This window comes from Microbacterium sp. 22296, from assembly GCF_052045385.1.
Classification (GTDB): Bacteria; Actinomycetota; Actinomycetes; order Actinomycetales; family Microbacteriaceae; genus Microbacterium.
Genome location: NZ_JBQEOS010000001.1, coordinates 423,138 through 448,793 on the forward strand (window position 1 = coordinate 423,138; position 25,656 = coordinate 448,793).

Here is a 25,656-nt window from a genome sequence, read left to right on the forward strand (position 1 = left end):
AGCGTCGCGCCCGGTGTCGGTGGCGGCGACGACCTGGATCTCCGCGGGACTCTCGACCGCGATCCCGGATGCCGTCCTCCTCGCCGTCGGTGTCGGCATCCTGTCCTGCCTCATCACCATCGCCTTCGTGTGGCGTCGGCACCCCGTGCTGGCCGTCGCCGCCGTGGCGCTCGCGTGCGCTGCCGCGACCGCGGGGACCGTGGCCTCGCTCGCTCCCGTCCGGTCGCAGATCGCTGCCCTGGAAGCGGAGGGCGGTCGACACCTGGAGCTCGACGTGACGGTAACCGGGCGCATCGACGGGTCGGCAGACGGAGGTGCCTGGTTCGACGCGGTCGCGTCGAGCGTGCGAGCGGGAGAGGCGACGGTGGTCGGTGCGATTCCGGCCCGTGTGCTCGTCGATCCGGACGGACGGTCGGCGTTGGCGCGGGCGAGCATGGGCAGCACGGTGTCGTTGTCGGGGCGCGCGATCCCGGCCGCGGCGGGGGAGCGTGCGGCGCTCGTCGTCCGGGCCGGCGAGATCACCTCGGCGACCGAGCCGACGGGCGTGTGGGCGTGGTTCGAAGGTCTGCGCGACGGACTCGTCGCCTCTACGCGAGGTCTGCCCCAGCCGGGGGCCGGTCTCGTCCCGGGCCTCGCCGTCGGCGACACCTTCAGCCTCGACCCTGCGACGGAGGCGGCCATGAACGCGTCCTCGCTCTCGCACCTGACCGCCGTCTCGGGTGCGAACTGCGCACTCGTGGTGGGAGCGGCCTTCGGGCTCCTCGCCCTGTGCGGCGCACCCCGCGGCGTCCGCGTCGGTGGGGCTTTCGTCGTTCTGGCCGCTTTCGTCGCCCTCGTCACTCCGGAACCGAGTGTCGTACGGGCGGCGGCCATGGCTTCGGTGGCGATGATCGCCGTTGCCCTGGGCCGCCCGGCGGTGGGCGTTGCGGTACTGTCCCTCGCCGTCACCGTGCTGCTCGTCATCGACCCCTGGTTGGCGCGCTCCCTGGGCTTCGCGCTCTCCGCCGCGGCGACCGGCGCCCTGCTCGTGCTTGCACGTCCGCTCGCCGTGGGACTCGGGCGGTGGATGCCGAGGGCCCTCGCCCTCGCGCTCGCCGTGCCGGCATCGGCCCAGATCGTCTGCGGACCCCTCATCGTGCTCATCGACCCGCACGTTCCCCTGCTCGGCGTCGCGGCCAATCTCGTCGCCGACCCGGCCGCCGCCCCCGCCACCATCGCCGGAGCACTCGCCTGCATCGTGCCGTTCCCGTGGTTGCGCGATGGACTGACGGCCCTGGCCTGGGTCCCCGCGGCGTGGATCGCCGCCGTCGCGCACACGAGTTCTTCGGTCGCGGCGCAGAATCTCCCGTGGCCCGACGGGCCGGCTGGGGCGCTGCTCCTGGCTCTCGTCGGTGCCGCCCTTCATCTGGCGATCGCGCGTCCTCGACACCTGCCCCGCCTCACCGGTCTCGCCTCGGCAGCGACGGCCGTCGTCATCGGTCTCGTGCTGGGGACCACCGCGGTCCGAACGGTCGCGGGCCCCCTCACCGTGCCCGCGGCGTGGCAGGTCGCGATGTGCGACGTCGGGCAGGGCGACGCGACGCTGTGGCGGTCGGGTGGAGCGATCGCGCTGGTCGACACCGGTCCGGAACCGACGGCTCTCGCCCGCTGCCTGACGCAGTTCGGCATCGACCGCATCGACCTCCTCGTCCTCACGCACTTCGACCTCGACCACGTCGGAGGATCCCCGACCGTGATCGGTCGGGCCGCCCTCGTCGTGCACGGCCCGGTGGACGGCTCCGCCGACCAGCGACTGCTGGACCGTTTCGCCGCCGCGGGTGCGCAGCTGCAGCAGGTCACGACAGGGACCACGGGGGAGCTCGGAGCCACGCGATGGCAGGCGCTCGGTCCACCTCCGCGCGCCGAGCCCGGGAACGACGCGAGCGTCGCCCTCGACGTCGCGGGCAGCGGCTTCCCTCGAACGGTTCTCCTCGGCGACCTCGGCGAGGAATCGCAGGCGGCCCTGCGTCGGCGCGTGGACGTGCCTCGCGTGCAGATCGTGAAGGTCTCGCACCACGGAAGCGCCGATCAGGATGCCGCTCTCTACCAGGATCTGCATCCGGCCGTCGGTCTGATCGGCGTGGGCGCCGACAACGACTACGGCCACCCGACCGCCTCGCTGCTCTCGATGCTACGGACCCTCGGAACCGCGATCGGTCGCACCGATCACGATGGAGCGCTGGCCGCCTGGCTCGACGACGGCGGGCAGCTGACGCTCTGGCGGGAGCGGGCAGACGACACGGTGTCGGAGCCGATCGGTAGGCTGGGGGAGTGACTCCGGCACCTCGACGCTCCGCCCCCGCCAAGGCGAAGTCGGCCATCCCCCAGGTGTCGTGGCGAACTCCGCAGCCGGCACCGATCGTCCTCATCTCCGGGCCCGAAGAAGTCTGCGCCGAGCGCGCGACAGCCGGCATTCGCGCCATGCTCAAGAGCGAAGACCCGAGCCTCGAGGTCACCGATATCCGTGCCGACGACTACGCCGCCGGCACCCTGCTCGGCGTCACCTCGCCCTCATTGTTCGGTGAGCCGCGACTGGTGCGTGTGAGCGGCGTCGAGAAGTGCAGCGACACCTTTCTCACCGAAGCAGTGTCGTATCTCGCCTTCCCGCAGGACGGCGCCACGGTCGTCCTCCGGCACACCGGCGCGAGCGTCCGCGGAAAGAAGCTGCTCGACGGCATCCGGTCGGGTGAGGGGGACGGCATCGAGATCGCCTGCCCTGCCGTCAAACGCGATTCCGATCGCTTCGATTTCGCGGTCGGGGAGTTCAAGGCGGCGCAGAAGCGCATCGCGCCGGTCGCCCTGCGCTCACTCGTCTCGGCGTTCGCCGACGATCTGACGGAACTCGCCGCGGCCTGTCAGCAGCTGATCGTCGACGTTCCCGGTGACATCGACGAGCGCACCGTCGAGCGCTACTACGGCGGACGCGTCGAGACGTCGGCGTTCACGGTCGCCGACACCGCCATCGCCGGCCAGTACGGTCCTGCTCTTCTCGCGCTGCGGCACGCCCTGGCATCCGGGGCCGATCCTGTTCCGCTCGTCGCCGCCGTCGCTATGAAGTTGCGCACGATGGCGCGTGTCGCCGGCACTCGCGAATCGTCGTCGACGCTCGCGCACCGACTCGGCATGAAGGACTGGCAGGTCGATCGCGCCCGCCGAGACCTCGTCGGCTGGACCGGCAACACGCTCGGCATGGCCATCCACGCCACGGCCCGGGCCGATGCCGAGGTCAAGGGTGCGTCGCGCGACTCGGTCTTCGCCCTCGAGCGCATGATCACGATCATCGCCACGCGCGCACCCTACGGCGACTGAGTACACGGCCACGTGCGGGGCCATCCTGTCAGCGTCTGATGAGGTGCCGCGCGAGGAACGTCGCCGCCATCAACGTGAGTCGAGGCTCAGCCCGGCGGAGGTCGCGGACGACGACGACCTCTCCGTGGTCGGGTGAAGCGACCACGGCCGCCCACCGCAGGGCCGACTCCGGGGGCTGCCCGCCCTCGGGAACATCCCCACCGAACAGTTCGACGAGTCGCTGCCGGGGGTCCTCCCGGTCACCGAAGAACTTCGCTGCGCGTTCACTCTGCATGTCGTACCTCCTGGCCTCCACGCTATGAAGCAGCCCCCGCGGCCCGCATCCTCCGAGGGGATGAGTTCGCTCGTTGCGCGATGCACCCTCCGGTTCCGCGCGTCGACCAGCACGGTCGCGCTCCGCTCCGGCCGGGACCACTGACCGCCGTCATGTCCCCTGCGGGTGACGAAGGGAGGAGACGCGGCGAAGGGAGGACCGATTGCCCCTCGTGCGTCCTCCGCTCGTCCGAGCTCCTCCGCTCCGCACGCCACCTCAGCCCTCGCGCTCCGCTCAGCCCTGGTGCACCGCTCAGCCGTCGCGAGCCGTCCAGCCTCACCCTGCCTGCGCCGCCGATGCTTCCCCTACCCGCGCACGCCTCCGCCCTGACGCAGCGACGCATACCGGAAACGACGAAGCCCGCCCCGCAGATGCGGGACGGGCTGTCGAAGAAGTGCGCTCAGAGAGCGGCGACCGACTTCGCGATGGCCGACTTGCGGTTCGCAGCCTGGTTCGAGTGGATGACACCCTTGCTCACGGCCTTGTCGAGCTTCTTGGTCGCGACGACGAGGGCCTTCTCAGCGGCTTCCTTGTCACCGGCCAGCACGGCTTCCTTCGTGCGACGCACGTGCGTCTTCAGCTCGCTCTTGACGGCCTTGTTGCGCTCGCGCGCCTTCTCGTTGGTCTTGTTGCGCTTGATCTGCGACTTGATATTCGCCACGTCGACGGTCTTTCGTTTGAGTGAGTGTTGGAAGTGCCGGGCGAGCGGTAGAGGGGCGCTGCACCGGCGGTCGTGGAGGTCGGGAAAAACCCCACACGCAAGCCAAGGACCGAGTCTATCAGCTAGACGCCTCGACCGTGGTGAGCGCCACATCCAGCACGGCGTTGAACACGCGGGGGCGCATCGCCGTGACGATGTGCGTCGTGCGCGGCACGATGACGAGCTCGGCGTGCGGGGCGACCGTCGTGAACAGCCTCTCGTTGATGCGGAGCTGATCCCATTGGCCGTTGACGAACCAGAGCGGCACCCCGATCCGGCGGAGGGATGCCAGCAGGTCGAGGTCGGAGAGGGAGGCCAGGGCGATGTGCTGAGCGTCGAGGGCGTAGCCCCCGGCGCCGAAGTCGGGGCGCGTTTCCGGCGGCAGGGTGAGATCGAGCACCCGGTCGGTGAAACCCATCCCGCGGTCGGGGAGGTTGTCGGCGCGACGGATCAGATAGCGGTACGTCGCGAGTGCCGGACCGCGGGGGAGAGACGTGCACGACGCGGCGACCAGGGCGGCCACCGGCGGCGGGTCTTCCCGTCCGACGTAGTCGATCGACAGCAGACCGCCCATCGAATGCCCGACCAGCACGACGGGACCGTGCTCGGCGGCATCCCGAACCGCTCGATCGATGGTGGCGGACGCCTCCTCGAGAGTGAACGGCTCCCCGCGGCGTGTGCCATGACCGGGAAGGTCGACGGCTGTCACGGGGTTACCGCGTTCCTGCAGATGCTCGACCTGCGCCCGCCACATCGTGGACGAGGTACGGATGCCGTGCACGAACACGACCTGGACCGTCATGGCATCCACTGTAGGAGGGCGTGGCGCTGCGAGGCCTGTGAGCGCGAGCGCCGCGGTCGCACGATCGCGCTCGACACGAGCGTGTGCTCTCCAGCCGACGGCGTGGTCTCGCGACCGCCGTCGCGGCCGCGGAGGAGCCTGGATGCCGGGACCCTGAGCATCGGCGGACGGCGATGTCGGCGCACCACCGTAGAATCGACGGAACATGTCACCGCGCGCCCTGAAGCCCCTCGAGCCGTCTGCCACCCCGCCGGAGCAGATCCGCAACTTCTGCATCATCGCTCACATCGACCACGGCAAGTCGACGTTGGCCGACCGCATGCTGCAGATCACCGGCGTCGTGAGCGACCGCGACATGCGCGCGCAGTACCTCGACCGCATGGACATCGAGCGCGAGCGCGGCATCACGATCAAGTCCCAGGCGGTGCGGATGCCGTGGGCCACCGCCGACGGCACCTTCGCCCTCAACATGATCGACACGCCCGGTCACGTCGACTTCACCTACGAGGTCAGCCGTTCGCTCGCCGCGTGCGAGGGCGCGATCCTGTTGGTCGACGCGGCTCAAGGTATCGAGGCCCAGACGCTGGCCAACCTCTACCTCGCGCTCGAGAACGATCTGACGATCATCCCCGTGCTGAACAAGATCGACCTGCCGGCCGCCGACCCCGAGAAGTACGCGGCCGAGCTCGCCGGGCTCATCGGCGGCAAGCCGGAAGACGTGCTGCGCGTCAGCGGCAAGACCGGCATGGGTGTCGAAGAACTGCTCGACCTCATCGTCGAGAAGATCCCCGCCCCCGTCGGCAAGGCCGACGCCCCGGCGCGGGCCATGATCTTCGACTCGGTCTACGACGCCTACCGCGGCGTCGTCACCTACGTCCGCATGATCGACGGATCGCTCCAGCCGCGAGAGCGCATCCAGATGATGTCGACCACCGCGACCCACGAGCTGCTCGAGATCGGCGTCTCCAGCCCCGAGCCGCAGCCCACGCGGGGTCTCGGCATCGGCGAGGTCGGTTACCTGATCACCGGCGTGAAAGACGTGCGCCAGTCCAAGGTCGGCGACACGATCACCACCCACCGCAAGCCCGCCACCGAGGCGCTGCCCGGGTACACCGACCCGAAGCCCATGGTCTTCTCGGGCATCTACCCGATCGACGGCAGCGACTACGCCGAACTGCGCGAAGCCCTCGACAAGCTCAAGCTGTCCGATGCATCGCTGCAGTACGAGCCCGAGACCTCGGTCGCGCTGGGTTTCGGCTTCCGCGCCGGCTTCCTCGGACTGCTGCACCTCGAGATCATCACTGAGCGCCTCTCGCGCGAGTTCGGGCTCGACCTCATCACCACCGCGCCGTCGGTGACGTACGAGGTCACCACCGACACCGGAGAGACCGTGTCGGTCACCAACCCCAGCGAGTACCCTGACGGGCGCGTCGCCTCGGTGTCGGAGCCGATCGTGAAGGTCGGCATCCTGCTGCCGAAGGACTACGTCGGCACCGTCATGGAGCTCTGCCAGACACGTCGCGGCACCCTGCTCGGCATGGAGTACCTCAGCGAAGACCGGGTCGAGCTGCGCTACCACATGCCCCTCGGCGAGATCGTGTTCGACTTCTTCGATCACCTCAAGTCGCGCACGCAGGGGTACGCGAGCCTCGACTACGAACCGGCCGGCCAGCAGACCGCCGATCTGGTCAAGGTCGACATCCTGCTGCAGGGCGAGAAGGTCGACGCGTTCAGCTCGATCGTGCATCGCGAGAAGGCCTACGCGTACGGCACCCTCATGGCCGAGCGCCTGCGCAAGCTCATCCCGCGCCAGCAGTTCGAGGTGCCGATCCAGGCCGCCATCGGCGCCCGCATCATCGCGCGCGAGACCATCCGCGCCATCCGGAAAGACGTTCTCGCCAAGTGCTACGGCGGTGACATCACCCGCAAGCGCAAGCTCCTCGAGAAGCAGAAAGAGGGCAAGAAGCGCATGAAGATGGTGGGTCGTGTCGAGGTTCCGCAGGAGGCGTTCATCGCCGCCCTCTCGGGCGACGTCGAGGCCAAGAAGTAACGCACCCAACCGAGAGGGGTGAATCATGCGACGGCAGAATTTCACCGACGACACGGTCGACTACGCGGCGGTCGGCGCCACCCAGGCGCCCGACCTGATGCAGTACCCGCCGGAGCACTCCGTGCCCGCCGAAGACGCGTGGCGCATCGGCAGCGGCGAGGACCGTTTCGTCGCCGCGGGTGAGCTTCTGCTCTCGTGGGCGCCGCTGCGCGGCGAGGAGCTCAGCATCACCGACGTGCGTCCGGCATCCGGAGAAGGCTACGCCGGAGTCGGGTTCGACGCCGACGGCTCCCCGGTCGCCCCCAGCCGCCTCGAAGCCGAGCAGCGCTTCGCCGCCGACGGGACGCCTTTTGTCAGCCCCGGCACGGGTGTGCACCTGCACGGGAAGGTCGACGGCCACCGCGCCGACGCCGAGCTGCGGGTGATCTCGGTGTTCGAGGAGCCCCGTCGCGTCGGGTTCATCCTCGGCACCGTCGGTCACTCGATCGTCAGCGGCGAAGAGCTGTTCTCGCTCGAATGGCGCGACAACGACGAGGTCTGGTTCGTCGTGCGCGCGTTCGATCGTCCGACCGCGCCGACCTACCGGCTGTTCACCAGCCGCGTGCGCCGGCGCCGCAAGGCGCTGTTCGCGCGGTACCTGCGCGCGATCTCGCCGTTGTACACGTCCTGATGGGCGGGCCTCTTCCCCTCGGAGATCCCGCTCCCACCGACGGCCGCCTCCCCGGCGACCTCGAGATCGACCCCGCCACCGACTTCGGCGTGTACCTGCACGTACCGTTCTGCCGGGTGCGCTGCGGCTACTGCGACTTCAACACGTACACCGCGAGCGAGCTGCGCGGTGCGCGGCAAGACGACTTCGCCGACACCCTCGCCGCGGAGGTGCGTCTGGCGGGTCGGGTGATGGATGCCGCGGGCGGTCGCCGCGCGGCATCCACCGTGTTCTTCGGAGGCGGCACGCCCACCCTCCTCCCACCCGGCGATCTGGCGACGATGTTGGATGCCGTGCGCACCGAGTTCGGAATCGTCGAGGGTGCCGAGGTGACCGTCGAGGCCAACCCCGACACCGTCGGCGACGCCGTGATGCGCACGCTCGCGTCGGCGGGGATCACGCGCGTCTCGATCGGCATGCAGTCCGCCCGGCCGCACGTGCTCGCCGCACTGGACCGCACGCACGACCCCGCCAATGTCGCCACGGCGGTTGCCGCCGCGCGACGAGCCGGACTCGACGTCTCGGTCGACCTCATCTACGGCGCGCCGGGGGAGTCGCTCGACGACTGGCGTGCCTCGGTCGAGGCCGCCACCGCCCTCGAGCCCGACCACATCTCGGCGTACGCGCTGATCGTCGAGGACGGCACCAAGCTCGCCCGGCAGATCCGCTCGGGTGTTGTCGAGGAACCCTCGGACGACCTCCAGGCCGACATGTACGAGGCGGCCGACGAGATGCTCGCGGCCGCCGGGTACGACTGGTACGAGGTGTCGAACTGGTCGCGAGGCGTGGAGCATCGGTCGCGCCACAACCTCGCCTACTGGCAGGGCACCGACTGGTGGGGTTTCGGTCCGGGGGCCCACAGCCATGTCGCCGGACTCCGCTGGTGGAACGTGAAGCACCCGGCCGCCTACGCGCAGCGTCTGGCCGCGGACGAATCCCCGGCTGCGGCGCGCGAACGGCCCGACGAGACCGCCCGTCGGCTCGAGTCGGTGCTGTTGCGCAGCCGAATCCGCGAGGGTCTCGCGGTGTCGGAGTTGCTCGGCGAGGGGCGGAGGGCCGTGGCATCCCTCATCGCCGACGGTCTCGTCGAGGGGCCGGATGCCGTGCGCGGCCGCATCGTGCTCACCCGCCGCGGGCGTCTGCTGGCGGATGCCGTGGTGCGGGCGCTCACCGCCTGACCGCGCGCCGCGCGTTCCGCGCGAATCGAGGACGCGCCGTGCGCTCCGGACGCTGCGCCTTGCGCCGGCGAGCACGCGCCGTGCGCCGGTACTGCAGCGAGAAACGTGAGCGTGGGGGAGAAACGCCCCGTCAAGGCGTTTCCCCCACGCCGGAGCGTTTCTCGCGGCCGCTCGNGGCGCCGACGCCGCGCGCCCGCGACGGCGCGAGAAACGCGGACGCCGGGCAAAAACGCCCCGTCGAGGCGTTTCTGCCACGCCAGGGCGTTTCTCGCGACCGCTCGACGTCGCTCGCCGCGCCGCAGCGTCTGCCACGGCGCCAAGGCCGCGCGTCCCCTTGCGCAGCGAGAAACGCGAGCGCGGGGGAGAAACGCCCCGTTGAGGCATTTCATCCACGCCGGAGCGTTTCTCGCGGACACTCGCCGATCTATCGCGGCGACAACGCGCTTACCGCGGCGCCGCTGCGTTTCTTTCGGTACCGCGGGTTCCCGGCGCCGGGGCAGCGCAGCGGGGTCCGCCGGACCGGGAGACGGCATCCGCGTGCCCCCGACGCGGTGTCGCGCCGATCCCGTAGAATTGGCACTCAATCGAGCCGAGTGCCAAACGGGAGGAGCAGCGCATGGTGTCGGAACGCGGCCTTCAGGTGCTCCGCGCGATCGTGCAGGACTACGTCGACACCCGCGAGCCCGTCGGGAGCAAGGCGATCGTCGACCGCCACGCCTTCGGTGTGTCCGCGGCGACGATCCGCAACGACATGGCCCTGCTCGAAGACGAAGAACTCATCGTCGCCCCGCACACGTCGTCGGGGCGCGTCCCCACCGACAAGGGTTATCGCGTGTTCGTCGACCACCTCGCCGAGCTCCGTCCGCTCTCCACCGCGCAGCGCAGCGCCATCACGTCCTTCCTCGATCAGGCGGGCGACCTCGACGACCTCCTCGCGCGTACCGTGCGGGCCCTCACGCAGCTGACGGGCCAGGTCGCGATCGTGCAGTATCCCTCGTTCGCGCGAGCCAATGTCTCGCACGTCGAGCTCGTGGCACTGGGTGGTCCGCGGGTGCTCGTCATCCTCGTCACCGATACCGGCCGGGTCTCCCAGCGGATCGCGCTCGTACCCGCCGAGCCGACCGAGGCCGACATCACCCAGCTCCGCGCCCGGGTGGGGGCCGTGCTCGTGGGCCGCAGCGTCGCCGAGTGCGTGCAGCGCGTCGGTGACGCGACGGCCGACGCCCCGCGACCGGGGGTCGTGATCGAGGCCATCGCCGACGCCGTTCTGCGGGTCGTCGGTGAAGAGCTCGAGGAGTTCCGTCAGGACCGCCTCGTCATGGCCGGTGCCGCGACCCTCGCCAAGCGCGAGCAGGATTTCCGCGGCAGCATCTACCCCCTGCTCGAGGCGATCGAAGAACAGGTCACCCTGCTGCGGCTCATGACCGAGATGGTGGCCGACGAGAAGGGGTTGTCGGCGAGCATCGGTCGTGAGAACGAGCCGTTCGGACTCGTCGAGGCATCCGTACTGGCGAGCCGCTACGACGGCTCCAACGGCGGTGCACGCGTCGGCCTCCTCGGCCCGATGCGCATGGACTACTCCTCGAACCTGGCGGCGGTCCGCGCCGTCGCCCACTATCTGACCCGCATGCTCGAAGACGACGACAGCGCACGCTGACGAGCATCACACCCGAACGACCCCGCGAGAGCGGGCAGGAAGGCGACTGTGGCTGACCACTACGAGGTCCTGGGCGTCGAACGCGACGCCAGCCCGGAAGACATCAAGAAGGCGTACCGACGTCTCGCGCGCCAGCTTCACCCCGATGTGAACCCCGGCGACGACGCGTCGGAGCGCTTCAAGCTCGTGACCCACGCCTACGACGTGCTCAGCGACCCCGAGCAGCGCCGTCGGTACGACATGGGCGGCGATCAGAGCCCGTTCGGCGGTGGCGGAGCGGCCGGCTTCGGCGGGTTCAGCGACATCTTCGAGACCTTCTTCGGTGGCGGCCAGAGCGGCGGAGGCCGTGGTCCGCGTCCGCGCTCGCGTCGTGAGCGCGGCCAGGACGCGCTGGTGCGCGTGACCCTCGAGCTCGGCGATGTCGTGTTCGGCGCTCACCGCGATCTCGAGGTCGACACGGCCGTGCTGTGCGAGACCTGCCAGGGCTCGTGCACCCAGCCGGGCACGAGCGAGGTCACCTGCGACATCTGCCACGGCTCGGGCCACGTGCAGCGCACCGTCCGCAGCCTCCTCGGCAACGTCGTCACCAGCGCTCCGTGCACCGTGTGCCAGGGGCACGGCACGACCATCCCCTACCCGTGCGGTACGTGCCAGGGTCAGGGCCGCGTGCGCGCCCGGCGGACCGTGTCGGTCGACATCCCCGCCGGCGTCGAGTCGGGTCTGCGTCTGCAGCTGCCCGGCTCGGGCGAGGTGGGTCCCGCGGGCGGCCCGAACGGCGACCTCTATCTCGAGATCACGGTCGAGGCGCACGACGCCTTCAGCCGCGACGGAGACGACCTCGTCGCCACCCTCGAGGTCTCGATGCCGGATGCCATCCTCGGCGCCACCACGACGATCCGGGCGCTCGACGGTGACGTCGACCTCGAGGTGCGCGCGGGCGTGCAGTCGGGCGACGTGCTCACGATCAAGGGCCGCGGCATCACGCCGTTGCGGGGAAGCCAGCGCGGTGACCTCAAGGTCGGCGTGCACGTGGTGACCCCCACGCGTCTCGATCACCGGGAGCGCGCCCTCATCGAGGAATTCGCCAAGCGCACCAAGGCCCCCAAGCCCCGACTCGCCGAGCATCAGCAAGGAATGTTCAGCAAGTTCCGCGACCGCTTCCGTCACTGACCGTGGCTCTGCACTTCGTCACCGACGCGGCGGCATCCGCTCGGCCGGGGGATGCCGTCACGCTCACCGGAGCCGAGGCGCACCACGCCGCGGCCGTTCGTCGCGTGCGGGTCGACGAGGCGGTGACGCTGGGCGACGGACGCGGAGCATGGCTCGAGGGCCTCGTGACGGCGGCGTCGCCGAAGCAGGTCGACGTGCGGGTGACCGCGCGGGAGGACCGCCCCGCGGCTGCGCCCCGCTTCGTGCTCGTGCAGGCGCTCGCGAAGGGCGACCGCGACGAGCTCGCCGTGCAGGCGGCGACCGAACTCGGTGTCGATGCGATCGTGCCATGGCAGGCGGCGCGCAGCGTCTCGCGATGGGATGCCAAGGCCGACAAGGGCGTCGCCCGCTGGCGCACCATCGTCCGCGAGGCGGCGAAACAGGCGCACCGCGCGTGGATCCCCGAGGTCGAGGGGGTGGCCCGCACGGCCGACCTCGTCGCCCTCTCGGGCACCGCGCTCGTCCTGGTGCTCGAGCCGTCGGCATCCGATCGCCTCACCGTCGTCGCCGACGAGGCGGTCGATGGGCGCGACGTGGTGCTCTTGGTGGGCCCGGAGGGTGGGATCGCTCCGGAGGAGCTCTCCGCCCTCGAGTCCGCCGGCGCGCGGCTCGTGCGCCTCGGCGACACGGTGCTGCGCACTTCGACCGCCGGGGCGGCGGCGATCTCGGTGCTCTCGGCTGCGCACGGCCGCTGGTGACACCCGGCCCCGAACCCGGAACCCACCACGCGCCGCACCCCACCAGGCCTGGGTGTCGGAGGCCGTCACTAGACTGGATGCCATGAGCGAACCGTCGATCTTCACGCGCATCCTGCGGGGCGAGATCCCCGCCGAGATCGTGGCGGAGACCGAGAACGCCTTCGCGATCCGCGACATCGCGCCGCAGGCACCGGTACACCTGCTCGTCATCCCCAAGACGGCGCAGTACCGCGATGTCGTCGAACTCGCCGCGGGCGACCCGGATCTGCTCGCAGAGGTCGTCGGTCTCGCCGACTCCGTCGCCGCGGAGCACTCCGACGGCGATTTCCGTCTCATCTTCAACACCGGCGAGGGCGCCGGTCAGACGGTCTTCCACGTGCACGCCCACGTCCTCGCGGGCGGCCTGAACGAAAAGAGCCTGGGTGGCTGATTCCCCCGAAGACAACGTCTCCGACCGCATCGAGGTCGACGGCGTGGCGATGGTGCAACTGCTCGGCCCGCAGGATCGCCTTCTGCGCGTCGTCGAGAAAGAACACCCCGACGTCGACGTGCACGTGCGGAGCAACGAGATCACGCTGTCGGGTGCGCCGGCCGCGGTGCGCGCCGCACGCGGGCTCGTCGACGAGCTGCTCTCGATGACCCGCTCCGGCCAGGGCCTCGACCCGTCCGACGTATCGAGCTCGAACCGCATGCTGCGCTCCGACGGAGGTCCGCGCCCCTCCGAGGTCATGGGCGAGGCGATCCTGTCCTCGCGCGGCAAGGTCATCCGCCCGAAGACCGCGGGCCAGAAAGAGTACGTCGACGCGATCGACGAGAACACGATCGTCTTCGGCATCGGTCCCGCCGGTACCGGCAAGACGTACCTCGCCATGGCGAAGGCCGTGCAGGCGCTGCAGCGCAAAGAGGTCAACCGCATCATCCTCACGCGTCCCGCCGTCGAGGCGGGGGAGCGGCTCGGATTCCTCCCGGGAACCCTCACCGACAAGATCGATCCGTATCTGCGACCGCTCTACGACGCGCTCAACGAGATGATGGACCCCGACATCGTCCCGAAGCTCATGGCCACGGGCACCATCGAGGTCGCCCCGCTGGCCTACATGCGCGGGCGCACGTTGAACGACTCGTTCGTCGTGCTCGACGAGGCGCAGAACACGACGCCCGAGCAGATGAAGATGTTCCTCACGCGTCTCGGTTTCGGAACCCGCATGGTCGTGACCGGCGACATCACCCAGGTCGACCTGCCCCAGGGTGCTTCGGGACTCCGCCTGGTCACGCGCGTCCTCGACGACATCGACGACATCCACTTCTCGCGCCTCACCAGCGCCGACGTCGTGCGCCACAACCTGGTCGGCCGCATCGTCGACGCCTACAGCGAGTACGACGAGAAGCGCCTGGCTCAGCGTCGCGAGCGCGACGAGGCCAGCGAGTTCGCCACCCGTGCGGAGCGACGCGGCCCCGGTGCCGCCGGCCCCCGCGATCACCTCCCGAGACGAAACCGCTCATGACGATCGAGATCAACAACGAGTCCGACCACCAGGTCGACGAGCAGGTGCTGCTGCGCCTGATGGAGTACAACCTGGCCGAGCTGCACGTCAGCGCCGATGCCGACGTGGCGATCGTGCTCGTCGACGAGGGCGCCATGGAGTCCCTCCACGTGCAGTGGATGGACGAGCCCGGCCCCACCGACGTGCTGAGCTTCCCCATGGACGAACTGCGTCCGGGATCCGAAGACGCGCCGACCCCCGCGGGGCTCCTCGGCGACATCGTCCTGTGCCCGGCGGTCGCCGAGACCCAGGCGGTCGCTGCCCGCCACTCGACGCAAGACGAGCTGATCCTCCTCACCACGCACGGGCTGCTGCACCTCCTCGGTTTCGACCACGCCGAACCCGACGAGGAGCGCGAGATGTTCGGACTGCAGCGCGAGCTCATCACGGGTTTCCAGGCCGTCGAGCGCCACCGTCGCGCATGACCGAGGCGCTGCTCCTCGTCGCCGCCTTCCTGCTCGTCGCCTTCGGCGGCTTGATGGCGGCGTTCGAGGCGGCCATGGGGGTGACGTCCCGCACCGATCTGCTCGAGCTCGGCGTCTCCGGACGCCACGCGCGGGCGCTCCGGCGCATCGCCGACGACACCAGCGCCCACGTCACGGCCGTGTCGTTCATCCGCGTCCTCGCCGAGACGACCGCCGCGGTTCTCGTGGCCGCCGCGTTCATGCTGATCTTCGACGACATCTGGCTCGCCGTGATCGCCGCCGCTGTGCTGATGACCGGCATCTCGTTCGTGGCCGTCGGCGCGAGCCCCCGGTCAGTAGGCCGTCAGCACGCCCGGGGGCTCCTGACCGGTGGTGCTCCCGTCGTCCGCGGGATGCGCATCCTGCTGGGACCGCTCGCGCACGGCCTGGTGGCCGTCGGGAATCGCGTCACACCCGGCATCTCGCATTCGACGTCGTTCGCGTCGGAGGAGCAGCTGCTCAGCATCATCGACGAGGCGGCGGAGAACGAACTCATCGAGGAGGACGACCGCGAGCTCATCCACTCCGTCTTCGATTTCACCGATCGCTACGTGCGCGAGGTGATGGTCCCGCGTACCGACATGGTCAGCGTGGATGCCGCGGCCACCTCCCGCGAAGCGCTGTCGCTGTTCCTCGAGAAGGGTGTCTCGCGCGTACCTCTGGCCGATGACGAGGCCGACGACGTCGTCGGCATGCTCTACCTGAAAGACCTCGTGCAGTACGGCTTCCGCGACGAGGCCGGCTGGCGCGACGCGCCCATCCGTCGGATCGCCCGACCGGCGGTCTTCGTCCCCGAATCGATGAAGGCCGAGACGCTGCTGCAGCAGATGAAGCGGGATGCCGTCCACGTGTGCCTCGTCGTCGACGAGTACGGCGGTGTCGCGGGCCTGGTCACGATGGAAGACCTCATCGAGGAGCTCGTCGGCGAGATCGCCGACGAGTACGACGCCCCCTCCACCGAGGTGGTCGAGCTGGGCGACGGGCGCTATCGCGTCAACGCCCGTCTCGGGCTCGACGAGGTCGGCGACCTGTTCGGTCTCGAACTCGACGACGACGACGTCGACTCGGTCGGCGGGCTGCTGGGCAAGGCCCTCGGCCGCATCCCGCAGCCGGGCGCCACCGCCGAACACTCCGGTCTCGTCCTCACCGGTGGCGCGTCGCGCGGCCGCAATCGGGGAATCGCCACGGTCATCGTGGAGCGTGCCGAGATCCCCACAGACGAAGACGCCGAGGCCGACGCCTCCGCGCGCGAGAGGAACGACAGATGAGCGACACCCGATCCGGTTTCGTGACCTTCGTGGGCCGGCCGAACGTCGGCAAGTCCACGCTGACCAACGCCCTCGTCGGCGAGAAGGTCGCCATCACGAGCGAGAAGCCGCAGACCACGCGACGCGCCATCCGCGGCATCGTGAACCGCCCCGGCGGCCAGCTGGTCGTGGTCGACACCCCCGGCATCCATCGCCCTCGCACCCTGCTGGGGCAGCGCCTCAACGACCTGGTGGAGCAGGTCCTGGGCGACGTCGATGTGATCGCGTTCTGCGCGCCCGCGACCGAGAAGGTCGGGCCCGGCGATCGCCGCATCGCGGAATCGCTCTCGGGCTACCCCCGGGCGAAGAAGGTCGCGCTGGTGACCAAGACCGACGCTGCGTCGCGCGATCAGATCACCGAGCGGCTCCTCGAGGTCGATGCGTTGCGCGAGGACTGGGATGCCGTCATCCCGCTGTCCGCCGTCACGAACGACCAGCTCGACGTGCTGTGCGACGAGCTGTTGGCGCTCATGCCGGTGGGTCCTGCGCTGTACGCCGACGGGGTCGTCACCGACGAGACCATCGAGGATCGCATCGCGGAGATCATCCGCGAGGCGGCTCTGCACGGCGTGCGCGACGAGCTGCCGCACTCGATCGCCGTTACCATCGACGACGTCGCCCCGCGCGAAGACAGCGACCTGACCGACGTCTGGGCGAACATCGTCGTCGAGCGCGACAGCCAGAAGGCGATCATCATCGGCCGCAAGGGTTCTCGCCTCGCCGACGTCGGTGCCCGTGCGCGCGCCGGCATCGAACCCCTCGTCGGCGGACGGGTCTATCTCTCGCTGCACGTCCGCGTGGCCAAGGAATGGCAGCGCGACCCGAAGCAGCTCGGACGCCTCGGCTTCTGACCCCGAACGCGAACCCCGACGGGCGAGCACGACGAAAGGCGTGACCATGGCGATGAGGTGGACGGCCCCCGCTCCGGGCCCGATCGAGACGTGGAGCTTCGACGAGGTCGGCATCCCCGCCCCGGGTCCCGGCGAGGTCACGGTGCGCATCCGTGCGGCGGGCATCAACCCCGCGGATGCCAAGCACGTCGCCACCGCGCGTCCCGGGGCCGCGTTCCCGGTGGCGATCGGCTACGAGTTGTCGGGCGAGGTGACCGCGGTCGGCCCCGACGCCGTCGGCGGATCGGGCCCCCTGGCTGTGGGCGACGAGGTCGTCGCGTTCCGCGTGCAGGGCGCGTACGCCACCGAGCTCATCGTGCCTGCGCGCGACGTGTTCGCCAAGCCCGCGCCGCTCTCTCACCCCGAGGCCGCGAATCTGCTGCTGGCGGGGACCACCGCCGCCGAGATGATCCAGGTCACCCGGGTCGTCGAGGGTGAGACCGTGCTGCTGCACGCGGCCTCCGGCGCCGTCGGGATCAGCCTCCTCCAGCAGGCCCGTGAGCTCGGCGTGCGCGTCATCGGAACGGTGGGTCGGGATGCCGTGGACTCCGCGGAGCGTGTGCGACGATACGGCGGTATCGCGGTGGCGTATGGGGAGGGGCTTCGCGAGCGCGTCGAAGAAGCGGCAGGCGGCGCACGGATCGTCGCGGCGTGGGACGCCGCGGGCACCGACGAGGCGATCGACGTCTCTCTCGATCTCGTCGCCGAGCGCGACCGCATCGTCACCATCGTCAGCCCCGACCGCGCGAAGAACGACGGCTTCCTGTGGATCGCCGGAGCGCGGCCGGAGAGCGCCCGCTTCCGCGACATCGCTCGGTCCCGCGTGCTCGAGCTGGCGGCATCCGGTGTTCTCGAGGTGCCCGTCGCCCGCACCTACCCCCTCGCCGAGGCGATCGAGGCCGTGCGCTTCGTCATGACCGGTCACCCGGGCGGCAAGGTGGCGCTGCTGCCGTGAGCGCGTCGCCGTTCGTGCTCCCTCCGGCGCCCGAGACGCTCGACGTGCGGACGGAACGCCTGCGTCTGCGCCCGTTCGTCGAGACCGACCTCGACGCCATGGCCGCCTACCGCGGCGATGCCGAGGTGTGCCGCTTCCTGCCGTTCGATCCGCAGTCGCCCGAGGACATCCGCGGCCGCATCGGTCACTTGATCGGAAACACGAACCCTGAGGGCGAGCGCGGCGGCGTCATCCTCGTGATCGAGCGGGTGAGCGACGGGCCGGTGGTCGGCGACCTCGTCCTCTTCCACCTCGACCCGCAGGCGGGGTCTGCCGAGATCGGGTGGGTCGTGAGTCCCGCGGCATCCGGCCGAGGACTCGCGACCGAGGCTGTCCGTGCCCTCGTCGACACCGCCTTCCGGGTGTACGGGTTGCGCCGCCTGACGGCTCGGATCGACCCTGAGAACGTCCGTTCGGTGGCTTTGGCCGAACGCCTGGGCATGCGCCGGGAGGCGCACTTCGTCGAGAACGAGTGGTTCAAGGGGCGGTGGAGCGACGAGCTGCGGTTCGCCCTGCTCTCACGGGAATGGACGCCGGCGTCGTGAAACCCGCACGACGGCACTGCTACGATCGCAGGATGCGCTTCGGTGGCCTCCTTCTTCTTAGCTGCCGCGACGAGTCCTCGATCTAAGGGCCATCCTCGTCGCGGAGATCGTCGTCGGCCCCACCGAACGAATCTAAAGAAGCGACACATCATGAAGAACACCCAGAAGCCCACGTCCGCTCCGGTGCACAAGTACCGTCCGTTCCACGAGCAGATCCGGGTCGAACTGCCCGATCGTACGTGGCCGTCGAAGCGCATCGAGTCCGCTCCCCGCTGGTGTGCCGTCGACCTGCGCGACGGGAACCAGGCCCTCATCGATCCGATGAGCCCCGAGCGCAAGCGCGTGATGTTCGAGCTGCTCGTGAAGATGGGCTACAAGGAGATCGAGGTCGGCTTCCCGAGCGCCAGCCAGACCGACTTCGATTTCGTCCGTCAGCTCATCGACGACGGTCTCATCCCCGACGACGTGACGATCCAGGTGCTGACGCAGGCGCGCGAGCACCTCATCGCCCGCACGTACGAGGCGATCGCCGGCGCGAAGCAGGCCATCGTGCACCTGTACAACTCCACGAGCGTGCTGCAGCGCGAAGTGGTGTTCCGCACCGACCAGCAGGGAATCGTCGACATCGCCCTCGAGGGCGCGCGCCTGTGCAAGACGTACGAGGCGACGATCCCCGAGACCGAGGTCTTCTACGAGTACTCGCCCGAGAGCTACACGGGCACCGAGCTGGAGTTCGCGCTGCGCATCTGCAACGAGGTGCTCGAGGTCTTCCAGCCGACGCCCGAGCGCAAGGTGATCCTGAACCTGCCCGCCACCGTCGAGATGGCGACGCCCAACGTCTACGCCGACTCGATCGAGTGGATGTCGCGCCATCTGAACCACCGCGAGAACGTCATCCTGTCGCTCCACCCGCACAACGACCGCGGCACGGCCATCGCCGCGGCCGAGCTGGGCTACATGGCCGGGGCGGATCGCATCGAGGGATGCCTCTTCGGCAACGGCGAGCGCACCGGCAACGTCGACCTGGTCGCCCTGGGCGTCAACCTGCTGACGCAGGGCATCGACCCGCAGATCGATTTCAGCGACATCGACCAGGTCAAGCGCACGGTCGAGTACTGCAACCAGCTGCCCGTGCCCGAGCGCAGCCCGTGGGCCGGCGATCTGGTCTTCACCGCGTTCAGCGGATCGCATCAGGATGCCATCAAGAAGGGCTTCGAGGCCATGGAGGCCCGCGCGGCCTCCGAAGGCAGGAGCATCGACGACATCGAGTGGGCGGTTCCCTACCTGCCCATCGACCCCAAGGATCTGGGCCGCTCGTACGAGGCCGTCATCCGCGTCAACTCGCAGTCGGGTAAGGGCGGCGTCGCCTACCTGCTGAAGGCCGATCACGCGATCGATCTGCCCCGAAAGCTGCAGATCGAATTCTCGGGTGTCGTGCAGGCCCGCACCGATGCCGAGGGTGGCGAAGTGTCGAGCGCGCAGATCTGGGACATCTTCACCGACGAGTACCTGCCGTCGAAGAACGACGATCAGCGGTGGGGGCGGTTCGAGCTGCTGTCGACGCGCTCGTCGAGCGACATGTCGGGCGACGTGCACCTCGACGTGTCCCTGCGCGACGGCGACACCGTGCACCCCGCGTCGGCGGTCGGCAACGGTCCCGTGGCGGCGTTCCTCGAGATCGTCCGCGCGCAGGGGTTCGATGTGACCCTCTACGACTACGTCGAGCACGCCCTCAGCTCCGGGGGCGACGCGCAGGCGGCGGCGTACGTCGAGCTGCAGGTCGACGACCAGCGGCTGTGGGGCGTCGGCGTCGACGGCGACATCTCGACGGCCTCGCTCAAGGCGATCGTCTCGGGCGTCAACCGCGCGATCCGCACGCGTCAGGCCTCGGGCGCCCTGGCCGGCGTCTGATCCGACTCTCGAAGCGCCGTCATCCCCGCCCGGATGGCGGCGCTTCGGCGTGCGGGTGACGACGCCGCAACGACATCCATCGGGCGATCTCCGTGCCTCCGGGTCGTCGGCGCCGCATCCTCGCCCGAACGAGGGGATGCCAGGATGAGAGCGTGATCCGCGTCGACGCCCTCTACCGCTACCCCGTCAAGGGCTTCACACCCGAGAAGCGGGACACCCTCGTCATTCAGGACGACGGCCGCGTGCGGGGGGATCGCGCTCTGGTGTTCCGCTTCGCCGACGCCCTCGAGCCGGAGGACGCCACCTTCCCGAAGAGTCGCGGGCTCGCGCTCATGACCTTCCCGACCCTGGCGCGCGTGCGCCTGAGTTTCGACGACACGGCGCACACCCTGCGGCTCCGGGTCGACGATCTCGACGTCACCGCCGACCTCAGCGACGAGGGTCGTGCGCGGCTCAGCGAGACGGTCACGGCCTTTCTTCGCACCACGAGCGACGCGAAGCTGCTCGACGCCGAGGGCATCCTGCCCCTGGGACTGATCGGCGACGGGGTCACCGCCCGCTTCCAGGACCGGCCGCGCGGCTTCGTCTCGCTGCACGGCTCCGCCTCGGTCGACGACCTGGATGCCACGGTGCCCGCGCCCGTGGACGACCGCCGCTTCCGCTCCAACATCGTCGTCTCGGGCACTGCGCCGTGGGCGGAACTCACGTGGCAGGGCCGCGTGCGCATCGGTGAGGTGGTGTTCGACGTGCAGAAGCCCATCGAGCGGTGCGCCGCGATCACCGCCAACCCCGACACCGGCGTGCGCGACGCGCGGCTCCTCCGCGTGCTGACGACCGAGTTCGGTCAGGACGAGCCCACCCTCGGCATCCTCCTGCTGCCCACCGACGGCGGCGGAACGATCCGCGTCGGCGACGAGATCACCCTCCTCGACTGAGCCCCTGCGCGTCGCTTAGGGGATCCCGGCGCTCGGTTTGCCGCAGATCGTCGTCTCGGAGGGCTGAAACGGCAACGTCGGGCAATCGAACGGGCGAGAACGCGGCCTCAGCCCTCAAAGTCGGTGCGGATGATCGGGATGCCGGTGGTCTCGACAGCGACCTTGCGGCGGTAAAGCTTGCGCTGCTCCGGCAGCGACAGGTCGAACAGCACGGCCAGCACGCGGATGACGGTGGTGACAGCGACGCCGATGACGGCCGCGATCGGCAGGGGCACGCCGAAGGCGGCCGTCGTCGCGAGCACCGCGCACCCACCGCCGGCCGCGACGGCGTAGAGCGAGCCGACGTGCATGATCGCGACGGGAAGACCCATCAGCACGTCGCGCAGCACGCTGCCACCGGCTGCCGCGAGCACCCCGACGAAGATCGCGGGGACCTCCGGCATCCCGAGGGCGAGGGCCTTGGAGGTGCCGAACGCGCCGAAGAGGCCGATCACGACCGCATCGAGAAGGACGATCGCGCGGTTGAGACGCTGGAAGATGCCCGACAGCAGCATCCCCACGATCGAGGCGAGGGTGGCGGTGATGAGATACCAGTTGCTCTGCAGGGTGGCGGGCGTCAACCCGAGGAGCAGGTCGCGGATGAGACCGCCGCCCATCCCCAGCAGGATGCCGATGATCGCCACGCCCAGCAGGTCGAGGCGCCGCTGCCCCTGGAACCCGGAGGCGAACAGCGCGCCCTGCACGCCGCCGAGGGCGACGGCGGTGAGATCCGCCCACAGGGGGATGACGAAGGTCGGCGTGTCCACGGCATCCATTCTTCCGCCCGGGGAGCCGGTTCGCGGGGCGCGCCGCGCAGGCTCCTCACGGGCGCGCGGCACGATAATGGACTGTGCCCACCTACCGCGACGAGGTCGTGGTCCTGCGTACCCACAAGCTCGGGGAGGCGGACCGCATCCTCACCCTGCTCAGCCGCCGCAACGGCAAGATCCGGGCGGTCGCCAAGGGCGTGCGCCGCACCTCCTCGAAGTTCGGCTCGCGGCTCGAGCCGTTCATGGTCGCCGACGTGCAGCTGTCCAAGGGACGCAACCTCGACATCGTGCAGCAGGCGGAGTCGCTCGGTTCGTACGGCGCCGACATTGTGGCGAACTACGACGTCTACACCACCGCCAGCGCCATGGTCGAGACCGCCGACCGCCTCAACGAGGCGGAGGCGACCCCCCAGCAGTACCTGCTGCTGGTCGGCGGGCTCCGCTCCCTCGCCCGGGGCGAGCACCCCGAGCGGAGCGTCCTCGACTCGTATCTGCTGCGCGCGATGGCCCTGTCGGGCTGGGCGCCGGGGCTGACCGAGTGCGCCCGTTGCGGGACGGTCGGAGACCACGATTACTTCCTGCCGCAGCTCGGCGGCGTGACCTGCTCGACCTGCGCCCCGGCGGGCTCGCCGCGCGTCGCGCGCGACACGGTCGACATGCTCCGTGCGCTGATGGCGGGGGAGTGGGAGACCATCGACGCCGCCCCCGGTCGCACGACGGCGGCGGCCTCGGGTCTCGTCGCCGCCTACGCGCAGTTCCACCTGGAGCGCGGCATCCGCTCCCTCCCGCACCTGGAGTCGTATCGATGACACCGAAGCCGTTCACGCACCGCGACGCCGTGCCGTACCGCCCGCTCGACTGGACGGGGGAGTACCCCCCTGCCTACCCCAAGGGGGCCGTGCCCGAGCACGTCGCGATCGTGATGGACGGCAACGGGAGGTGGGCCAACCGGCAGGGGCTCACGCGCGTCGAGGGTCACCGGGCGGGGGAGGCGGCTCTCCTCGACGTCGTCGCCGGGGCGATCCAGGCCGGGGTGAAGCACCTGTCGGTCTACGCCTTCTCGACCGAGAACTGGTCGCGCTCGCCCGACGAGGTGCGCTTCCTCATGGGTTTCAATCGCGAGGTGCTGCACCGCCGTCGCGACCAGTTGAACGAATGGGGCGTCCGCATCCGCTGGTCGGGCCGTAAACCCCGTCTCTGGGGCTCGGTCATCAAAGAGCTTCAGCACGCCGAGCGGCTGACCGAGGGCAACTCCACCCTGACCCTGACGATGTGCGTCAATTACGGCGGGCGCGTCGAGATCGTGGATGCGGTGCGCCGCATCGGCGACGACATCGCCGCCGGAAAGCTCAAGCCTTCGGCCGTGACCGAGAAGCTCATCCGCAAGAACCTCTACCAGCCCGACATGCCCGACGTGGACCTGTTCGTCCGCTCGAGCGGCGAGCAGCGCACCTCCAACTTCCTGCTGTGGGAGTCGGCGTACGCCGAGATGGTGTTCCTCGACACGCTGTGGCCCGACTTCCGCCGGACCCACCTGTGGGACGCGATCGGGCACTACCAGTCGCGCGACCGCCGCTTCGGCGGGGCGGTCGACGCGCCGACGGCGTGACGGATGCCGCTCGCGGAATAGATCGATCGAGAACGGGGTTGCACGCGACATGACGGATGCCATCAAGATCGACGTGTGGAGTGACATCGCCTGCCCCTGGTGCTACATCGGCAAGCGGAATCTCGAGAACGGCTTGGCCGCCACGGCCGCCGACGACGACGCCCCGGTCGTCGAGATCGAGTACCACTCGTTCGAACTCTCACCCGACACCCCCGAGGACTTCGACGGGGGAGAGGTCGACTACCTCTCGCAGCACAAGGGAATCTCGCCCGAGTCTGCGCGCGAGATGCTCGACAGGGTCACCGGCGTCGCCGCCGATGCGGGGCTCACCTACCGCTTCGATCTGCTGAAGCACACCAACACCGTCAAGGCTCACGAGCTGCTGCACTTCGCGAAGGAGAACGGGCGCCAGCTCGAACTCGCCGAGATCCTCATGTCGGCGTACTTCCTCGAGGGCAGGCATGTCGGTCGCGATGACGACCTCGTGCAGCTCGCCGTCGAGGCGGGGCTCGACGAGGATGCCGCGCGCGAAGCGCTCGCGTCGCAGCGCTACCGTGCGGCGGTACGGGCCGACCAGGCTCAGGCGCAGCAGTTCGGCATCACGGGAGTTCCGTTCTTCGTCATCGACGGAAAATACGGTGTGAGCGGTGCGCAGCCCGTCGAGGCGTTCACGCAGATCGCCCGGCAGGTGTGGGGCGAGCGCCGCGAGGCATCGGTGCCCGCCGACGCCTGATCGCTCCTCCACAGCGGTGCCCGAGGCCGGTTCGACCGGCGCGGGCACCGCTGTCTCACGACGTCTGGGAGAATGAAACGATGACCACGGCAACGGCTCCGACGCGGACACTCCGCATCGGCAACATCGAGCTCGACGCTCCCGTCGTGCTGGCGCCCATGGCCGGCATCACGAACACCGCGTTCCGCCGGTTGTGCCGCGAGTACGGCGCCGGCCTGTACGTGAGCGAGATGATCACGACGCGTGCCCTCGTGGAGCGCAACGACACCACGATGCGGCTCATCCGTCACCACGAGTCCGAGACGCCGCGCTCCATCCAGCTGTACGGCGTCGACCCGGCCACCGTCGAAGCGGCCGTGCGCCTCATCGTCGACGAAGACCACGCCGACCACATCGACCTCAACTTCGGTTGTCCCGTGCCGAAGGTCACCCGCCGGGGCGGCGGTGCCGCACTGCCGTGGAAGACCTCGCTGTTCCGTGAGATCGTCGAGCGGGCCGTGCGTGCCGCGGGCAGCACACCGTTGACGATCAAGATGCGCAAGGGCATCGACGCCGATCACCTCACCTACCTCGAGGCCGGCCGCATCGCCGAGGGTGCCGGGGTGGCATCCATCGCGCTGCACGCGCGGACGGCGAGCGAGTTCTACTCCGGTCACGCCGACTGGTCGGCCATCACCAAGCTCAAAGAGACCGTGACGAGCGTGCCGGTGCTTGGCAACGGCGACATCTGGTCGGCCGACGACGCCGTCCGCATGATGGACGAGACCGGCTGCGACGGCGTCGTCGTCGGTCGCGGCTGCCTCGGCCGCCCGTGGTTGTTCGGCGATCTGGCCCGCGCTCTCGGGGGTCCCGGCGCCGCCCACGGCGAGCCCGTCGACGCCACCCTCGGGTTCGTCGCCCGGGCCTTCCGGCGCCACGCAGAGCTGCTGGTCGAGTTCTTCGACGACGAGGGCCGCGGATGCCGTGACATCCGCAAGCACGTCGCCTGGTACTTCAAGGGGTATCCCGTCGGCGGCGAGCTGCGGGCGAGTCTCGCGACCGCATCGACCCTCGACGAGTTCGACGACCTGCTCGCCACCATGGAGCTGGATGCTCCCTATCCGGGCGCGGCCGCCGAGGGTCAGCGCGGTCGTGCCGGCACGCCCAAGCGTCCGGCGCTCCCCGACGGCTGGCTCGCCTCGCGCGAGATCGGCGACGACGCCGGGCGCGCCCTGGCCGACGCCGAGCTGGACCACAGCGGTGGCTGAGGTC

Annotated in this window: 25 protein-coding genes; 21 read left to right on the plus strand and 4 right to left on the minus strand. The window is 69.9% G+C overall.

The window, feature by feature from the left end; genetic code table 11:
• Window positions 1–13: 13 nt before the first annotated feature.
• Together ACTJJP_RS02060 and holA are read left to right on the plus strand one after the other, a co-directional pair.
• Window positions 14–2,314 carry a ComEC/Rec2 family competence protein gene (locus ACTJJP_RS02060; protein WP_440773383.1) on the plus strand — a complete coding sequence of 767 codons (2,301 nt, stop codon included), beginning with the start codon at window positions 14–16 and terminating at the stop codon, window positions 2,312–2,314.
• Window positions 2,311–3,348, plus strand: a complete 1,038-nt coding sequence (holA, locus tag ACTJJP_RS02065) for a DNA polymerase III subunit delta (protein ID WP_440773384.1) — start codon at window positions 2,311–2,313, stop codon at window positions 3,346–3,348. The genes ACTJJP_RS02060 and holA overlap by 4 nt, the downstream gene beginning before the upstream one ends.
• A 28-nt stretch (window positions 3,349–3,376) precedes the next feature.
• On the opposite strand, the gene ACTJJP_RS02070 is transcribed toward holA, so the two are convergent.
• The 3 genes from ACTJJP_RS02070 to ACTJJP_RS02080 form a co-directional block, all read right to left on the minus strand.
• Complete coding sequence (locus ACTJJP_RS02070) at window positions 3,377–3,622, minus strand: hypothetical protein (protein WP_440773385.1); 246 nt, start codon at window positions 3,620–3,622, stop codon at window positions 3,377–3,379.
• Between the two features lie 439 nt (window positions 3,623–4,061).
• Window positions 4,062–4,322 carry a 30S ribosomal protein S20 gene (rpsT, locus tag ACTJJP_RS02075; protein WP_055954413.1) on the minus strand — a complete coding sequence of 87 codons (261 nt, stop codon included), beginning with the start codon at window positions 4,320–4,322 and terminating at the stop codon, window positions 4,062–4,064.
• 118 nt (window positions 4,323–4,440) lie between these two features.
• The gene (locus ACTJJP_RS02080) at window positions 4,441–5,163 is read right to left on the minus strand and encodes an alpha/beta fold hydrolase (protein WP_440773386.1); all 723 of its coding nucleotides are present in this window, start codon (window positions 5,161–5,163) and stop codon (window positions 4,441–4,443) included.
• A gap of 205 nt (window positions 5,164–5,368) precedes the next feature.
• Between ACTJJP_RS02080 and lepA the strand changes: the two genes are divergently transcribed.
• From lepA to ACTJJP_RS02155, 15 genes are all read left to right on the plus strand, one after another.
• Window positions 5,369–7,213: a translation elongation factor 4 gene (lepA, locus tag ACTJJP_RS02085; protein WP_440773387.1), complete on the plus strand. Its 1,845-nt coding sequence runs from the start codon at window positions 5,369–5,371 to the stop codon at window positions 7,211–7,213.
• A gap of 25 nt (window positions 7,214–7,238) precedes the next feature.
• Window positions 7,239–7,883, plus strand: a complete 645-nt coding sequence (locus ACTJJP_RS02090) for a DUF1990 family protein (protein WP_440773388.1) — start codon at window positions 7,239–7,241, stop codon at window positions 7,881–7,883.
• Entirely contained in the window at window positions 7,883–9,100 is a 1,218-nt protein-coding gene (hemW, locus tag ACTJJP_RS02095) for a radical SAM family heme chaperone HemW (RefSeq protein WP_440773389.1), read from the plus strand. The genes ACTJJP_RS02090 and hemW overlap by 1 nt, the downstream gene beginning before the upstream one ends.
• Before the next feature lie 616 nt (window positions 9,101–9,716).
• Window positions 9,717–10,757, plus strand: coding sequence for a heat-inducible transcriptional repressor HrcA (gene hrcA / locus ACTJJP_RS02100; protein ID WP_440773390.1), 1,041 nt, complete (start codon window positions 9,717–9,719; stop codon window positions 10,755–10,757).
• Between the two features lie 48 nt (window positions 10,758–10,805).
• Window positions 10,806–11,927, plus strand: coding sequence for a molecular chaperone DnaJ (gene dnaJ, locus ACTJJP_RS02105; RefSeq protein ID WP_440773391.1), 1,122 nt, complete (start codon window positions 10,806–10,808; stop codon window positions 11,925–11,927).
• A gap of 2 nt (window positions 11,928–11,929) precedes the next feature.
• Window positions 11,930–12,664 (plus strand): 16S rRNA (uracil(1498)-N(3))-methyltransferase, encoded by a 735-nt coding sequence (locus tag ACTJJP_RS02110; protein ID WP_440773392.1) that lies wholly within the window; start codon window positions 11,930–11,932, stop codon window positions 12,662–12,664.
• A gap of 82 nt (window positions 12,665–12,746) precedes the next feature.
• The gene (locus tag ACTJJP_RS02115) at window positions 12,747–13,094 is read left to right on the plus strand and encodes an HIT domain-containing protein (RefSeq protein ID WP_440773393.1); all 348 of its coding nucleotides are present in this window, start codon (window positions 12,747–12,749) and stop codon (window positions 13,092–13,094) included.
• Window positions 13,087–14,169 (plus strand): PhoH family protein, encoded by a 1,083-nt coding sequence (locus ACTJJP_RS02120; protein ID WP_440773394.1) that lies wholly within the window; start codon window positions 13,087–13,089, stop codon window positions 14,167–14,169. The genes ACTJJP_RS02115 and ACTJJP_RS02120 overlap by 8 nt, the downstream gene beginning before the upstream one ends.
• Window positions 14,166–14,633: an rRNA maturation RNase YbeY gene (gene ybeY, locus ACTJJP_RS02125; protein ID WP_440773395.1), complete on the plus strand. Its 468-nt coding sequence runs from the start codon at window positions 14,166–14,168 to the stop codon at window positions 14,631–14,633. The genes ACTJJP_RS02120 and ybeY overlap by 4 nt, the downstream gene beginning before the upstream one ends.
• A complete protein-coding gene (locus ACTJJP_RS02130; protein WP_440773396.1) occupies window positions 14,630–15,940 on the plus strand; it encodes a hemolysin family protein in 1,311 nt (436 codons plus the stop codon). Before ybeY ends, ACTJJP_RS02130 begins: the two co-directional genes overlap by 4 nt.
• Window positions 15,937–16,830: a GTPase Era gene (era, locus tag ACTJJP_RS02135; protein ID WP_440773397.1), complete on the plus strand. Its 894-nt coding sequence runs from the start codon at window positions 15,937–15,939 to the stop codon at window positions 16,828–16,830. Before ACTJJP_RS02130 ends, era begins: the two co-directional genes overlap by 4 nt.
• Window positions 16,831–16,876: 46 nt before the next feature.
• Complete coding sequence (locus ACTJJP_RS02140; protein WP_440773398.1) at window positions 16,877–17,824, plus strand: quinone oxidoreductase family protein; 948 nt, start codon at window positions 16,877–16,879, stop codon at window positions 17,822–17,824.
• On the plus strand, window positions 17,821–18,408 hold the full coding sequence (locus tag ACTJJP_RS02145; RefSeq protein WP_440773399.1) for a GNAT family N-acetyltransferase: 588 nt from the start codon (window positions 17,821–17,823) through the stop codon (window positions 18,406–18,408). Before ACTJJP_RS02140 ends, ACTJJP_RS02145 begins: the two co-directional genes overlap by 4 nt.
• A gap of 150 nt (window positions 18,409–18,558) precedes the next feature.
• Window positions 18,559–20,319, plus strand: a complete 1,761-nt coding sequence (gene leuA, locus ACTJJP_RS02150) for a 2-isopropylmalate synthase (protein WP_440773400.1) — start codon at window positions 18,559–18,561, stop codon at window positions 20,317–20,319.
• Window positions 20,320–20,471: 152 nt separating this feature from the next.
• Window positions 20,472–21,254: an MOSC domain-containing protein gene (locus tag ACTJJP_RS02155; RefSeq protein ID WP_440773401.1), complete on the plus strand. Its 783-nt coding sequence runs from the start codon at window positions 20,472–20,474 to the stop codon at window positions 21,252–21,254.
• A 107-nt stretch (window positions 21,255–21,361) separates the two neighbouring features.
• Here ACTJJP_RS02155 and ACTJJP_RS02160 read toward each other — a convergent pair whose 3' ends face one another.
• Window positions 21,362–22,060, minus strand: a complete 699-nt coding sequence (locus ACTJJP_RS02160; protein WP_440773402.1) for a trimeric intracellular cation channel family protein — start codon at window positions 22,058–22,060, stop codon at window positions 21,362–21,364.
• 83 nt (window positions 22,061–22,143) lie between these two features.
• On the opposite strand from ACTJJP_RS02160, the gene recO reads away from it, so the two are divergent.
• The 4 genes from recO (at window position 22,144) to dusB (ending at window position 25,652) form a co-directional block, all read left to right on the plus strand.
• Window positions 22,144–22,872, plus strand: coding sequence for a DNA repair protein RecO (gene recO / locus ACTJJP_RS02165; protein WP_440773403.1), 729 nt, complete (start codon window positions 22,144–22,146; stop codon window positions 22,870–22,872).
• Window positions 22,869–23,672: an isoprenyl transferase gene (locus ACTJJP_RS02170; RefSeq protein ID WP_440773404.1), complete on the plus strand. Its 804-nt coding sequence runs from the start codon at window positions 22,869–22,871 to the stop codon at window positions 23,670–23,672. Before recO ends, ACTJJP_RS02170 begins: the two co-directional genes overlap by 4 nt.
• Before the next feature lie 49 nt (window positions 23,673–23,721).
• Complete coding sequence (locus ACTJJP_RS02175) at window positions 23,722–24,405, plus strand: DsbA family oxidoreductase (protein ID WP_440773405.1); 684 nt, start codon at window positions 23,722–23,724, stop codon at window positions 24,403–24,405.
• Window positions 24,406–24,485: 80 nt separating this feature from the next.
• The gene (dusB, locus tag ACTJJP_RS02180) at window positions 24,486–25,652 is read left to right on the plus strand and encodes a tRNA dihydrouridine synthase DusB (protein ID WP_440773406.1); all 1,167 of its coding nucleotides are present in this window, start codon (window positions 24,486–24,488) and stop codon (window positions 25,650–25,652) included.
• The last annotated feature ends 4 nt before the right edge of the window (window positions 25,653–25,656 follow it).

What these genes read in the sequence shown, in the direction of transcription:
- ybeY (WP_440773395.1), top strand. Translation starts at nt 14,166, where the DNA reads ATGACGATCGAGATCAACAACGAGTCCGACCACCAGGTCGACGAGCAG.
- ACTJJP_RS02080 (WP_440773386.1), bottom strand. Translation starts at nt 5,163, where the DNA reads ATGACGGTCCAGGTCGTGTTCGTGCACGGCATCCGTACCTCGTCCACG.
- ACTJJP_RS02175 (WP_440773405.1), top strand. Translation starts at nt 23,722, where the DNA reads ATGACGGATGCCATCAAGATCGACGTGTGGAGTGACATCGCCTGCCCC.
- ACTJJP_RS02140 (WP_440773398.1), top strand. Translation starts at nt 16,877, where the DNA reads ATGGCGATGAGGTGGACGGCCCCCGCTCCGGGCCCGATCGAGACGTGG.
- ACTJJP_RS02170 (WP_440773404.1), top strand. Translation starts at nt 22,869, where the DNA reads ATGACACCGAAGCCGTTCACGCACCGCGACGCCGTGCCGTACCGCCCG.
- ACTJJP_RS02090 (WP_440773388.1), top strand. Translation starts at nt 7,239, where the DNA reads ATGCGACGGCAGAATTTCACCGACGACACGGTCGACTACGCGGCGGTC.
- ACTJJP_RS02070 (WP_440773385.1), bottom strand. Translation starts at nt 3,622, where the DNA reads ATGCAGAGTGAACGCGCAGCGAAGTTCTTCGGTGACCGGGAGGACCCC.
- lepA (WP_440773387.1), top strand. Translation starts at nt 5,369, where the DNA reads ATGTCACCGCGCGCCCTGAAGCCCCTCGAGCCGTCTGCCACCCCGCCG.
- dusB (WP_440773406.1), top strand. Translation starts at nt 24,486, where the DNA reads ATGACCACGGCAACGGCTCCGACGCGGACACTCCGCATCGGCAACATC.
- leuA (WP_440773400.1), top strand. Translation starts at nt 18,559, where the DNA reads ATGAAGAACACCCAGAAGCCCACGTCCGCTCCGGTGCACAAGTACCGT.
- hemW (WP_440773389.1), top strand. Translation starts at nt 7,883, where the DNA reads ATGGGCGGGCCTCTTCCCCTCGGAGATCCCGCTCCCACCGACGGCCGC.
- hrcA (WP_440773390.1), top strand. Translation starts at nt 9,717, where the DNA reads ATGGTGTCGGAACGCGGCCTTCAGGTGCTCCGCGCGATCGTGCAGGAC.
- era (WP_440773397.1), top strand. Translation starts at nt 15,937, where the DNA reads ATGAGCGACACCCGATCCGGTTTCGTGACCTTCGTGGGCCGGCCGAAC.
- ACTJJP_RS02130 (WP_440773396.1), top strand. Translation starts at nt 14,630, where the DNA reads ATGACCGAGGCGCTGCTCCTCGTCGCCGCCTTCCTGCTCGTCGCCTTC.
- ACTJJP_RS02115 (WP_440773393.1), top strand. Translation starts at nt 12,747, where the DNA reads ATGAGCGAACCGTCGATCTTCACGCGCATCCTGCGGGGCGAGATCCCC.